This is a genomic window from Bradyrhizobium sp. JR4.1 (genome assembly GCF_040548605.1).
Classification (GTDB): domain Bacteria; phylum Pseudomonadota; class Alphaproteobacteria; order Rhizobiales; family Xanthobacteraceae; genus Bradyrhizobium; species Bradyrhizobium canariense.
Window position 1 is genome coordinate 487,207 of sequence record NZ_JBEPRY010000003.1, and the last position, 11,864, is coordinate 499,070.

Genomic DNA, 11,864 nt, shown 5'->3' on the forward strand with positions numbered 1-11,864 from the left:
GAGCCCCAATCAAAAACGCCCGGCTTCGGCCGGGCGTTTTTCGTTCCACGCTCTCTTTGCTGTTCAGAGCGACGGTGGATCGCCTTCGATCGGCGCCACGTCGCGCGATGCGATCCTGCGGAGCTGATCGTAGAGGTCAGGCGCCTCGCTGGTGCAAAGGCAGACGCCTGTCGCAGCAGGCCCTTCGCCGGCGTTGAGGTAGGCGTGGCCCATGGTGCTGTCGAGATAAATGCCGTCGCCCTCGCCCAGGATCTCCGGCGCGTAGAACTCGGTGTGGACGGCAACGCGTCCGCTCGTCACCACGAAATATTCCTCGCCGGCGTGGCGCAGCAGCGGACCGAACTCCTCCAGCGAGCGCGCCCTGACTTCGGCCAGGATCGGCACCATGCGTTTGCCGATCAGATCGGTGCATTGATAGGTGTAGGTGTAGAATCCGGTCGTGATCACCTGCCCCTGCCCGGCGCGGCTGATGCTCCGTCGCGCCGTGACCGGTCTGCTCTGCTCGGGACGCGGGGGCACCGGATTGAACAGCTCGGCGATCTCCATCTTCAAGCCGGAGGTGAGCTGGAGCAGCTTGTCGTAGGTCAGCGACATCAGACCGTTCTCGACCTTGGACAGGGTCGACAGCGCCATGCCGGTCCGCTCCGCCACCTGCTTGAGCGTCAGCCCCCGCGCCTGGCGGGCAGCCTTGAGGCATTGGCCCAGCTGGGAGTTGGCGCCCTCCGGCGTCGTCACGATCTCGCTCATCCAGCGAGGCTATCACGGCGGCAGAAAAATGTTTGATCGATCCACCTAATCTTTTCGACTGAAGCCGGCCCTGGGTTCCGCATCTGGTCGCCGTTTGGGCAGGCAAACCAGCATTTGTGCATGAAATGGCCGGTTCTGACGAATATTGGTGCGCGGCCTCCACTTTCCGATATGCTAAATCGTTTTCAAATTTTGAAAGGGATTGGCATTGTCCGACCTTTGCGATTCCAGCGCCGTTGAGCTGCGCCGCCGCCTGTCCGCCCGGGACATCTCGCCCGTCGAGCTGCTGGAGTCGTGCCTGTCGCGGATCGCCACCGTCAATCCCGCCGTCAATGCCGTCGTGACACTGGACGAGCCTGGCGCTCGCGCCGCTGCCAAGGAAGCCGAGGCCGCCATCCTGCGCGGCGAGGATCATGGCGCCCTCCACGGGCTCCCCGTTCTCATCAAGGACACCCAGGACACCGCTCGACTGCGCACCACCTATGGCAGTCCGTTGCTGAGGGACAACGTCCCACTCGCTGACCAGGGCTCGGTGGCACGGCTGCGCGCGGCTGGCGCCATCATCTTCGGCAAGACCAACACACCGGAATGGGCGGCCGGCGGCAACACCCGCAACCCCGTGTTCGGGGCGACCGGCAATCCGTTCGATCCGATGCGCTCGGCGGCCGGCTCCTCCGGCGGCTCGGCGGTGGCGCTCGCCTGCGGCATGGCTCCGCTCGCCTCGGGCTCGGACACCGGCGGCTCCTTGCGCAATCCGGCCGGCTTCGCCGGCATTGTCGGCATGCGCCCGTCCTTCGGCCTCGTCGCCAGCGAGAAGCGCGTGTTCGGCTGGTCCAATTTGTCGACCGACGGGCCGATGGCGCGCAATGTCGCCGACACCGCGCTGATGCTGTCGGTGATGGCGAGCGACGATGCCCGCGATCCGCTCGCCTATACGCTGCCCGGCGAGCCCGTGCGCGGGCATGCCGAACGCTGGGCCGCGCCGCGCCCCGCAGAACTCGGCAGGCTGCGCCTGGCCTTCACCGAAGACTTCGGCTTTGCCCCGACAGAGCAGGCGATCCGGCGCGTGTTCCGTCAGCACGTGAGCAAGCTTGCACCTCTCTTCGCCGAATGCCGCGAGGCGACGCCGGATTGCTCCGGCGCCGATGACGCCTTCGCCGTGCTGCGCGCCGGCATGTTCCTGGCGACGCATGGCAAGAACTACAAGGAGCGGCCCGAGATGCTCGGGCCCAATGTCCGTGCCAATGTCGAGGAAGGCCTCGGCTACACGCTCGAAGATCACGCGCGCGCCGCAACGACGCAGACGCGGATCTATCGCGCCTGGCAAAGCTTCTTCGAAAGCTGCGACGTGCTGATCAGCCCCACCATCACGCTTAGTCCGCGGCCGTGGTCGGAGCCGCATCCCGCGGAGATCGACGGGGTAGCAACGAAATCCTACTTCCATTGGCTGGCGCTCGCTTATGCCGTGACGCTTCCCGGCCATCCCGCCATCAGCATTCCTCTCGGCCTCGATGAAGCCGGGCTGCCTTTCGGCCTGCAGATCGTCGGTCAGCGTGGCGGCGACGCCGCCGTGCTCGCGGTGGCCGCGAGCCTCGAAGCAGCGTTCGCCGGCGACGCGCAATTGTGCCGGCCGGCGCCCGATCTGGCCCGGCTTGCCGTGGCGCCGCCGCTCTCGGCTGCACCCGGCTTCCTGACTTGGGAATGAAGAACGTGGGAATGATCAGAACTCGGGCATGACCTGAACTCGGCAACGACCGATACCAGCCCTGGCGGCGCGATGGAGACGAGGATGACGGAATTGCCGAGGAAGACCAGCGTCATCGCATTCGTCCTGCTCTACGTCGCCTACTGCATCTCCTATGTTGACCGCGCGGCGATCTCGCTGGCGCTGGCGCAGATCGGCAAGGACTTCAACCTCCAGGCCGCAGATCTCGGCATCGTCATCAGCGCGTTCTTCCTCGGTTACGCCGCGATGCAGGTGCCGGGCGGATGGCTCTCCGACCGCTTCGGATCGAAATATGTGGTGATCATCACCATCGTGATGTGGTCGCTGTTCACGGCGTTCACGAGTCTGGCCTGGTCGCTCACCTCGCTGATCGCGATCCGCTTCCTATTCGGCATCGCCGAGGGCGGCTTCCCGCCGGCGAGCATCCGCGCCGTCGCGGAGGTGTTCAAGAAGGACAGCCGGCCGAAGATGTCGGCGCTGCTGCTGTCATCCAACTATGCCGGCAGCATGATCGCGCCGCTGATCATGGCGCCGTTGATCCTCTGGCTCGGCTGGCGCCATGCCTTCAACGCGATCGGCATTGCGGGCATCGTCTTCGCGGTCGCCTATTTCGTCTTCGTCCCGTATCTGGGCCGCCCGGGCGCGAACGATCCGAACCTGTCCGGGACGAAAGCCGAGAACCGTGCACCGATGCGCGAGCTCATGAAGAATCCGCTGCTGTGGCAGCTGATGGTGGTGTGGTTCGGCCTCAGCTGCGTCAACAAGGGCCTGGATTCCTGGATGCCGCTCTATCTGCTCCAGCAGCGCGGGCTCGACCTCAAGACCGTCGGCATCGTGGCGCCGATCCCGTTCGTGATGGCGACGATCGCGACCGCGATCGGCGGCTGGGTGATGACGACCTTCTTCGCCGAGCGCGAAAAATATCTGCTAATCGGCGCCTCCGCATTGACCGGCATCTTCCTCTACGCCATGTACAAGGCGGAGACGATCGCGATGCTGATCACCTACCAGTCGGTGGTCTATTTCTTCAAATCCTTCGTGCTGGCCTCGGTGATTGCGCTCCCGACCAAGCTGCTCCGCGACGACCAGATCGGATCCGGCATCGGCATGGTCAACCTCGGCGGCCAGAGCGCGGGCTTCGTCGCCCCCGTCGCGATCGGCTTCATCGTGACCGGAACCGGATCGTTCGATGCAGCCTTCGGCTTTCTCGTGGCGATGACGGCGTTATCAGTCGTGGTCGCCGCAACCATCAACACGGCCCAGCCGAAGCTCATGCCGCAGACGGCCTGACAGGAGAATTTCTTCCGATGCAAAGCGCGATCGTCCTCGGCGGCGGCATGATCGGCGTCAGCGCGGCGCTGCACCTCCAGCAGCGCGGCTGGTCCGTCACGCTGATCGACCGCAGGGAGCCGGGCCGTGAGACCAGCTACGGCAATGCCGGGATGATCCAGGCGGAAGCGGTGCGCCCCTATCCGATGCCGCGCGACCTCGCCACGCTCCTGAAGATCGCGACCGGCCGCACCAACGACGTGCGTTACAGCCTGTCATCTCTTCATCTTCATATCGAACCCCTGCTCCGCTATTGGTGGCATTCGGCGCCGAAGCGGCATCGCGAGGCGATCGACGCCTGGGCGCGGCTGATCGCCTACGCGACGGCGGAGCACGACATCCTCATTCGCGAAGCCCATGCCGACAATCTGATCCGCCGCGCGGGATACCGGCACCTGCATCGCGACGCTGCCTCGTTCGATCTCGCCGTCAAGGCGGCGGAAGCGGACCAGCGCGAATTCGGCGTGAGGTTTCGTGCGCTCTCGGGCATCGAGCTTGCCAAGGCCGAACCTGTCCTGCGCGACGACCTGCCCGGCGCGATCCATTGGCTCGACACCTGGACTGTGTCTGATCCCGGCGCTCTGGTTACGGCCTATGCCGATCTGTTCGAGCGCCTCGGCGGCACCATCGTGCTCGGTGATGCCCAAAGCCTGCAGCAGACCGCCACCGGCTGGTCGGTCAAGACAGACCATGGGCGCGTCGACGCCGCCCACGCCGTCGTGACGCTCGGGCCGTGGTCGCCCGATCTCCTGCTCAAATTCGGCTATCGCATCCCGCTGGTGCGCAAGCGCGGCTACCACATGCATTACAGCGGCGGCGCCTCGCTCGATCTGCCGCTGGTCGACAAGGCCGGCGGCTACGCCATGGGTCCAATGGCCAAAGGCATTCGCATCACCACCGGCGCGGAGCTGACCGGCCTGGACGCGCTCGCAACGCCCGTGCAGCTCGCCAGCGCGGAAGCCTCCGCGCGCGAGCTGATCGACCTCGGCAAGCGGGTCGAGCCCGACCCATGGTTCGGCACCCGCCCCTGCACGCCCGATATGCTGCCGGTGCTCGGCCCCGCCCCACGCCATCCCGGCCTCTGGATGAACTTCGGCCACGGCCACCAGGGCTTTACGCTGGGACCCGCGACCGGGCGCCTCCTCGCCGAGATGATGAGCGGCGAAACACCGGCGATCGATCCGACGCCGTACCGGCCGGAGCGGTTCTAGATCAGGGTTGACGGCAAGCACCGCGTGCGCGTCGCCAGATGCAGGTTGAACGCGCGAGTTCGCAACTTCCGTCAGTCGGCGCGCTCGGCGAGCAGTGTCCTGATGCGTTCGGCGTCGTCGGGAGTCGCGGGGTTGTAGACGATCATGCTGAGATCGGAGCGTCCCTCGACGATAAAGCTCGAATATTCGAACGACATCGTGCCGTGAACGGGGTGCCGCAGCCGCTTGGTGCCGTCGCCGTGGTAACGCACGTCATTGTCGCGCCAGAGCGCGGCGAATTCCGGGCTGGTCCGGCACAGCTCGTCGACAAAATCGGCGACATGCGAGACTGCGCCGGCCCGCGCGGCGTCCGCCCGGAAAGCCGCGACCACGAAGCGCGCCACGCTGTCCCAATCGTATTGCGCGGCGCGCACGCGCGGATCGCAGAAGATGAAGCGCAGGATGTTGCGCTGTCCCGGCGGGATCGCGCCGTAGTCGGTCAGCACGGCGCTTGCGGCACGATTCCAGGCGACGACGTCCCAGGTCGCGGTCCGCACCAGCGCCGGGCTGAACGCGAACGCATCGAGCACCCGCTGCAACCGCGGCGAGACGCCTTCGCTCGCCTGGTAGCGCACCTCGGGCGGACGGCCGAGGCCGATCAGGAACAGGTGCTCGCGCTCGACATCGGTCAGCATCAGCGCTCGCGCGATGCGGTCGAGCACATCGGGCGACGGCGCGCCGCCGCGGCCCTGCTCGAGCCAAGTGTACCAGGTCGGGCTGATATTGGCGCGCTGCGCCACCTCCTCGCGGCGGAGTCCCGGCGTACGCCTGCGGCTACCCGCGAAGCCGAACGCGGTGGCATCGAGCCGGGTGCGGCGGTCCTTGAGGTAGGCCCCGAGCAGGTTTTCGGCTGAAGCGGTCTCGCTCATCCTGTTAGCTATTATACCCCGATAATGTCACTACTTTACCCGGATAATCCTAGCGCGGATGGTCGTCTCCACCAACCCTGGAGATACTCATGCGTGTTTTCGTCACTGGCGCCACCGGCTTCGTCGGCTCCGCCGTCGTTCGCGACCTGATCGCTGCCGGCCACCGGGTCACGGGCCTCGCCCGCTCCGACGCGGGAGCCGCGACGCTCGCCGCGATGGGCGCCGAGATCCACCGCGGCTCGCTGGAGGATCACGCGTCCTTGCGCAGCGGCGCGGCCGCCTCCGACGGCGTCCTGCACCTCGGCTTCAACCACGACTTCTCGAAGTTTCTGGACAATTGCGAGCTCGACCGCCACGCGATCCTGGCGATCGGCGAGGAGCTCAAGGGCTCCGGTCGCCCTCTCATCGTCACCTCCGGCGTCGCGCTGCTTGCGCCCGGCCGCCTCGCCACCGAGGACGATGTGTCGGCGCAGCGCTTTCCGCGCGTGTCGGAAGCGACCGCGCTGTCCCTGGCCGGCGTCCGCGCCGCCGTTGTGCGTCTTCCGCCCTCCACGCATGGCGAGGGCGACCACGGCTTCGTTCCGATCCTGATCAACCTCGCGCGCCAGAAAGGCGTATCGGTCTATGTCGGCGATGGCAGCAACCGCTGGCCCGCCGCGCACCGCTTCGATGCCGCGCGCGTCTACCGGCTGGCGCTGGAGCAAGGCGCAACCGCGAAGCACTATCACGCGATCGCCGAGGAAGGCGTGCCGTTCAAGGCGATTGCGGAAGTGATCGGCCGGCGGCTCGGCGTGCCCGTGGTGTCCCAATCGCCCGAGGAAGCGACCGCGCATTTCGGCTGGTTCGCACAGTTCGCGGGCGCCGACGTTCCGACCTCGAGCGCGAAGACGCGTGCTGCTCTCGGCTGGTCGCCGCAAGAAAAAGGGCTGATCGAGGATCTCGACCAGCCCTATTACTTCAAGATCTGACGGCGCCCGGCACCGTCAAATGCAGATCAGTCCGTCGTGACAGCCGTTTCCATGTCGGTCGGATCGATCTGCCTGGCGAGGTTGGCGTTGAGCTTGTCGCGATCGAGTTCGCCCTCCCACCAGGCGACGATCACGCAGGCAACGCCGTTGCCGCACAGATTGGTCAGCGCGCGGCACTCACTCATGAACTTGTCGATGCCGAGCACGATCGCCATGCCCGGCACGAGGCGCGGATCGACCACGGCGAGCGTCGCCGCCAGCGTGATGAAGCCTGCGCCCGTGATACCGGAGGCGCCCTTCGAGGTCAGCATCGCCACCACCAGGATGGTGAGCTGCTGGCCGAAGGTGAGATCGAAGCCCAGCGCCTGCGCGATGAACAAGGTCGCCAGCGTCATGTAGATGTTGGTGCCGTCGAGATTGAACGAATAGCCCGTGGGCACCACGAGGCCGACCACCGACTTCGAGCAGCCGAGGCGCTCGAGCTTTTCCATCAAGGACGGCAACGCGCTTTCCGAGGACGAGGTGCCGAGCACGATCAGCAGCTCGTCCTTGATGTAGGCGAGGAACTTGAAGATGGAGAAGCCCGCGAAGCGCGCGATGATACCGAGCACGACGAACACGAACAGCGCCGCGGTCAGGTAGAATGTCGCTATCAGGCCGATCAGGTTGAGGATCGCCCCGGTGCCGAACTTGCCGATGGTGTAGGCCATCGCGCCGAAGGCGCCGATCGGCGCCGCGCGCATCACGATGGAGATGACGCCGAACACCGCATGCGCGGCGTCGTCGATGAAACTGCGGATGGTGTGGCCGCGTTCGCCGAGCCCCATGATGGCGAAGCCGAACAGCACCGAGAACAGCAGCACCTGCAGGATCTCGCCTTGCGCGAAGGCGCCGACGACGGTGTCCGGAATGATGTGCAGCACGAAGTCGACCGACTTCTGGCCTTCGGCCTGCTTGGCGTAGTTGGCGACGGCCTGCGCGTTGGCGGCGGCGCCGCCGAAGCCCGCACCCGGCTTCACCAGATTGCCGATGATGAGTCCGATCACCAGCGCGAAGGTCGAGACGATCTCGAAATAGACCAGCGCCTTGACGCCGATGCGGCCGACCTTCTTGGCGTCCTGGATATGGGCGATGCCCGAGACCACGGTGCAGAAGATGATCGGCGCGATCACCATCTTGATCAGCTTGATGAAGCCATCGCCGAGTGCCTTGATCCACTCGTTGGTGGCGATTGACGGCCAGAGCCAGCCGACGATGGCGCCGAGCACGATCGCGATCAGCACCTGGATATAAAGTACCTTGTACCACGGCTTGGCGGCGGGCGGCGCGACCGGCGCCCCCACCATCGTTGTCGTCGTCATTGTTTCACTCCCCCTCAAACGCCGGGCCAGCCAAGATCAACTTGGCCGGCCCTGTCAATCGGAACTGCTCGTTATTGCGCGCTTTACCCGCGATCGACCACCCGGCGTATCGCCGGCATCAACGTCGCGCCCAGCGCGTTCTTGACCAACGACGCCGCAACGAACGGCATCAGGCCGACCTGCCAAGCCTTTGCGGCGCCAAGGCCGAGGCCGAAGGCCAGCCAGCCAAAGCCCGCGGCCAGAATGAGGATGTGGCCGACGGCCATGGCCGCAAACAGCAGCATGACGCTGCGATCCCAGCCGCGCTCGGCGAGCCAGCCGGTGACGAAGGCGGCGCCAATGAAGCCGAACAGATAGCCCGCGGTCGGGCCGACCAGCGGTGCGATTCCACCAACGGGACCGGCGAACACCGGCAGGCCCATTGCGCCCTCGGCGAGGTAGGCAATCATGGTTGCGCTGCCAAGCCGCCAGCCATAGGCGGCGCCGATCATCAACACGACCAGCGTCTGCAATGTCATGGGCACGTAAGGCAGCGGCAGGTTCACCTTGGCTGACAGCGCCATCAAGGCGGTGCCGAGCGCAATCAGCACGACAGCGCGCAAGGCGCCGACGGTTTCACCGGGCCGGACTGGCCACATCAATGCGGCGAGAGGAGAATGCGTGGCGGTAGACGGGACGGAACGGTCAGACAAGTTGCACTCCAGAAGGCTGTCGAAAACTGGCGGCTATTTAAGCCAGTGAGCGATCCGGTCAACTGCTTCCCGCATCTCCGCAGCCGAACGCGCATAAGAGAGCCGTATGAATGAACGGCCATGGATGGGATCGAAATCGAGCCCCGGCGTGACCGCGACATGGGCCTGTTCGAGCATCTGCTTGGCGAAGTCGAAACTGTCTGAGGTGAAGTCCGAGACGTCCGCATAGAGATAGAACGCGCCGTCGGCCGGCAGAAACCTGGTCAGGCCGGCCTTGGGCAATCCCTCGATCAGGATGCGCCGGTTTTCCTGATAGCCGTGCTTGATCTCCTCCATCTCGGCCGCGCCGTCGAAGGCCGCTTCGGCTGCGATCTGCGACAGCGACGGCACCGAGATCGACAGGTTCTGCTGCAGCCGCTCGATCGGCCGCACCAGAATCTCGGGCACGACCATCCAGCCGACGCGCCAGCCGGTCATGCAGAAATACTTCGAGAACGAGTTGATCACGAGCGCGTGGTCCGACAGCGCCGCAGCCGTCACCGCGGGAAACGCGTAGTCGAGCCCGTGATAGATCTCGTCCGAGATGAAACGGATGCCCGCGTCTTCCGCCGCAGCGATCAGGCCTGCGAGCGCCTCGCGGGACATCATGGTCCCGGTCGGATTGGCCGGGCTGCCGACCAGCACGCCCTTCAGCGGCGCCTTGCGATGGGCGACCAGCAGCGCCTCGCCGGTCAGCGCATGGCGCGTCTCGTTCGTAGTCTCGATCAGCACCGGCTCGCAGCCGAGCGCGGTGAGAATATGACGGTACGGCGGATAACCCGGCACCGTCACGGCGACGCGGTCGCCCGGCTCGAACATCGCCAGGAAAGCCAGAATGAACCCGCCGGAGGAGCCGGTGGTCACCACGATTCGCTCGGGGCTGACGTCACAGCCATAGGCATCGCGATAATGCCGCGCGATGCGCGCGCGCAAGGAGGGGATGCCCAGCGCGGAGGTATAATCGATCCGCCCTGCCTCGAGCGCCGCATGGGCGGCCGCAATCGCGGTCTTCGGCGCGCCGGCGGCGGGCTGGCCAACCTCCATGTGGATGACATGGCCCCCGGCCGCCTCGATCCGGGCCGCCGCGGCCATGACGTCCATCACCATGAACGGGGGAACATCGCTACGGCGGGAGGGCTCAAGCCACTGCCCCAACCGGTTCCTCAAGGTCGCATCGTGCATCGATTTCTGCTATTCGCTGGCGGACTGATCCGTCCGGCCTGAGAACGGGGTTCTTGCGCCCCAGACTGGCCGCATTGTACGGCTCATAAGGGGAACGGCTCAAAAGGGCATATCGCGTATCCGGTCCGCCGCCAATCGTCAAAACCAATCACGAAACTGCTCGACCAGCCTGCTGACAAGACCCTTTGACCCAGACCGATTGATGTTGTTCCAGATCGCATTGCGCAAGAAGGCCACCGCCCTCATCTCCCTCCTCGCGGCGGCTGCGATCGCGCTGACGCCGTTCTCGGCCGCGCATGCGCAGGCCAAGGGGCCGCCGGTCCTGCGCGACACCGAGACCGAGCAGCTGCTGCGCGAATACACCCGCCCGATCCTGCGCGTCGCCGGTCTGGAGAAGCAGAACATCCAGATGGTGATCGTCAACGAGGGCTCGTTCAACGCGTTCGTCGCCGACGGCCGCCGCATCTTCGTCAATTACGGCGCGATCCTCCAGTCGGAGACGCCGAACCAGATCATCGGCGTGCTCGCGCACGAGACCGGGCATCTGGCCGGCGGCCATCTGTCCAAGCTGCGCGAGCAGCTCGCCAATGCCCAGACCCAGATGATCATCGCCATGCTGCTCGGCGCCGGTGCGATGGCCGTGGGCAGCACCCGCGGCAGCGGCAGCGCCGGCAACAATGGCCTTGCCAATGCCGGAGCCGCCGCCCTCGCCGGCCCGCAGGAGATGATCCGCCGTACCTTGCTGTCCTACCAGCGGCAGCAGGAGGAGAACGCCGATCGCGCCGGCGTGAAATTCCTGACTGCGACCCAGCAGTCGCCGAAGGGCATGTACGAGACCTTCAAGCGCTTCACCAGCGAGAGCCTGTTCGCAGCACGGGGCGCCGATCCCTATCTCCAGTCGCACCCGATGCCCGCCGAGCGCGTCGCTTCACTGCAGGAGTTCGCCAGCGCCAGCCCCTATTGGGACAAGAAGGACGATCCCGCGCTTCAGCTGCGCCACGACATGGTGCGCGCCAAGATCTCCGCCTTCATGGAGCGGCCGGAGACGGTGTACCGTCGCTATCCCCTGACCAACGACAGCCTGCCGGCGCGCTACGCCCGCGCCATCAGCACCTATCTGCACGGGGATTTGCGTAGCGCGCTCACCCAGATCGACGCGCTGATCCAGGTCCAGCCCAACAATGCGTATTTTTACGAGGTGCGCGGCCAGGCCCTGCTGGAGGGCGGCAAGCCGGCCGAGGCGATTCCGGCCCTGCGCAAGGCTGTCGCACTTTCGAACAACGCGCCCCTCATCGAGATGTTACTTGGGCAGGCTCTGGTTGGGTCCGATAATAAGGCCTACACCGATGACGCCGTTCGGATTCTCCGGGCCGCGGTGGCACGGGAACCGGAGGCCGTGCTCGGCTACATGCAGCTCGCGATGGCTTATGGCCGGAAGGGCGACTATGCCGAGGCCGATCTGGCGTCGGCCCAGGCCGCTTATCTGCGCGGCGACAACAAGACCGCCCGCGAGCTTGCGACGCGCGCGAAAACCCGTTTCGCCGTCGGCACGCCCGGATGGGTCAAGGCCGACGACATCGTGGCGTCGAAACCGCCGCGCAACTGACAAGACCAGAACGACGCCTTACGCTACGACGCCTTGCACCACGACGTCACGACACCGAGCTTAAGTCCGCCGGGACGTTTTCCGAACCTGCTTTG

Annotated in this window: 10 protein-coding genes; 5 read left to right on the forward strand and 5 right to left on the reverse strand. The window is 65.9% G+C overall.

Translation table 11 applies throughout. The features are described from left to right. Positions 1–63: 63 nt before the first annotated feature. The gene (locus ABIB90_RS10875) at positions 64–747 is read right to left on the reverse strand and encodes a helix-turn-helix domain-containing protein (RefSeq protein WP_007591591.1); all 684 of its coding nucleotides are present in this window, start codon (positions 745–747) and stop codon (positions 64–66) included. A 208-nt stretch (positions 748–955) separates the two neighbouring features. On the opposite strand from ABIB90_RS10875, the gene ABIB90_RS10880 reads away from it, so the two are divergent. From ABIB90_RS10880 to ABIB90_RS10890, 3 genes are all read left to right on the forward strand, one after another. Next, on the forward strand, positions 956–2,452 hold the full coding sequence (locus tag ABIB90_RS10880) for an amidase (protein WP_354167616.1): 1,497 nt from the start codon (positions 956–958) through the stop codon (positions 2,450–2,452). A gap of 84 nt (positions 2,453–2,536) precedes the next feature. Beyond that, the gene (locus ABIB90_RS10885) at positions 2,537–3,763 is read left to right on the forward strand and encodes an MFS transporter (RefSeq protein WP_354167613.1); all 1,227 of its coding nucleotides are present in this window, start codon (positions 2,537–2,539) and stop codon (positions 3,761–3,763) included. A gap of 17 nt (positions 3,764–3,780) precedes the next feature. After that, entirely contained in the window at positions 3,781–5,013 is a 1,233-nt protein-coding gene (locus ABIB90_RS10890; RefSeq protein WP_354167610.1) for an NAD(P)/FAD-dependent oxidoreductase, read from the forward strand. A 71-nt stretch (positions 5,014–5,084) separates the two neighbouring features. On the opposite strand, the gene ABIB90_RS10895 is transcribed toward ABIB90_RS10890, so the two are convergent. Then, positions 5,085–5,921, reverse strand: coding sequence for a helix-turn-helix transcriptional regulator (locus tag ABIB90_RS10895; RefSeq protein ID WP_354167607.1), 837 nt, complete (start codon positions 5,919–5,921; stop codon positions 5,085–5,087). Positions 5,922–6,010: 89 nt separating this feature from the next. Here ABIB90_RS10895 and ABIB90_RS10900 point away from each other — a divergent pair, with 89 nt between their 5' ends. Then, positions 6,011–6,889 (forward strand): SDR family oxidoreductase, encoded by an 879-nt coding sequence (locus ABIB90_RS10900; RefSeq protein ID WP_007591600.1) that lies wholly within the window; start codon positions 6,011–6,013, stop codon positions 6,887–6,889. Positions 6,890–6,915: 26 nt separating this feature from the next. Here ABIB90_RS10900 and ABIB90_RS10905 read toward each other — a convergent pair whose 3' ends face one another. The 3 genes from ABIB90_RS10905 to ABIB90_RS10915 all read right to left on the reverse strand — a co-directional run bounded on the left by ABIB90_RS10905 (position 6,916) and on the right by ABIB90_RS10915 (position 10,163). Then, positions 6,916–8,250: a dicarboxylate/amino acid:cation symporter gene (locus ABIB90_RS10905; RefSeq protein WP_354167604.1), complete on the reverse strand. Its 1,335-nt coding sequence runs from the start codon at positions 8,248–8,250 to the stop codon at positions 6,916–6,918. Between the two features lie 83 nt (positions 8,251–8,333). Further along, positions 8,334–8,888: a biotin transporter BioY gene (locus tag ABIB90_RS10910; RefSeq protein ID WP_063992558.1), complete on the reverse strand. Its 555-nt coding sequence runs from the start codon at positions 8,886–8,888 to the stop codon at positions 8,334–8,336. A gap of 87 nt (positions 8,889–8,975) precedes the next feature. Next, complete coding sequence (locus ABIB90_RS10915) at positions 8,976–10,163, reverse strand: pyridoxal phosphate-dependent aminotransferase (RefSeq protein WP_219682597.1); 1,188 nt, start codon at positions 10,161–10,163, stop codon at positions 8,976–8,978. 202 nt (positions 10,164–10,365) lie between these two features. Between ABIB90_RS10915 and ABIB90_RS10920 the strand changes: the two genes are divergently transcribed. Continuing rightward, a complete protein-coding gene (locus ABIB90_RS10920; protein ID WP_007591606.1) occupies positions 10,366–11,769 on the forward strand; it encodes a M48 family metalloprotease in 1,404 nt (467 codons plus the stop codon). The last annotated feature ends 95 nt before the right edge of the window (positions 11,770–11,864 follow it).

Bases quoted from the DNA above. Each gene is read 5' to 3' on its own strand.
- ABIB90_RS10900 (WP_007591600.1), top strand. From the start codon at position 6,011: ATGCGTGTTTTCGTCACTGGCGCCACCGGCTTCGTCGGCTCCGCCGTC.
- ABIB90_RS10885 (WP_354167613.1), top strand. From the start codon at position 2,537: ATGACGGAATTGCCGAGGAAGACCAGCGTCATCGCATTCGTCCTGCTC.
- ABIB90_RS10920 (WP_007591606.1), top strand. From the start codon at position 10,366: ATGTTGTTCCAGATCGCATTGCGCAAGAAGGCCACCGCCCTCATCTCC.
- ABIB90_RS10890 (WP_354167610.1), top strand. From the start codon at position 3,781: ATGCAAAGCGCGATCGTCCTCGGCGGCGGCATGATCGGCGTCAGCGCG.
- ABIB90_RS10910 (WP_063992558.1), bottom strand. From the start codon at position 8,888: ATGTGGCCAGTCCGGCCCGGTGAAACCGTCGGCGCCTTGCGCGCTGTC.
- ABIB90_RS10905 (WP_354167604.1), bottom strand. From the start codon at position 8,250: ATGACGACGACAACGATGGTGGGGGCGCCGGTCGCGCCGCCCGCCGCC.
- ABIB90_RS10875 (WP_007591591.1), bottom strand. From the start codon at position 747: ATGAGCGAGATCGTGACGACGCCGGAGGGCGCCAACTCCCAGCTGGGC.
- ABIB90_RS10895 (WP_354167607.1), bottom strand. From the start codon at position 5,921: ATGAGCGAGACCGCTTCAGCCGAAAACCTGCTCGGGGCCTACCTCAAG.
- ABIB90_RS10915 (WP_219682597.1), bottom strand. From the start codon at position 10,163: ATGCACGATGCGACCTTGAGGAACCGGTTGGGGCAGTGGCTTGAGCCC.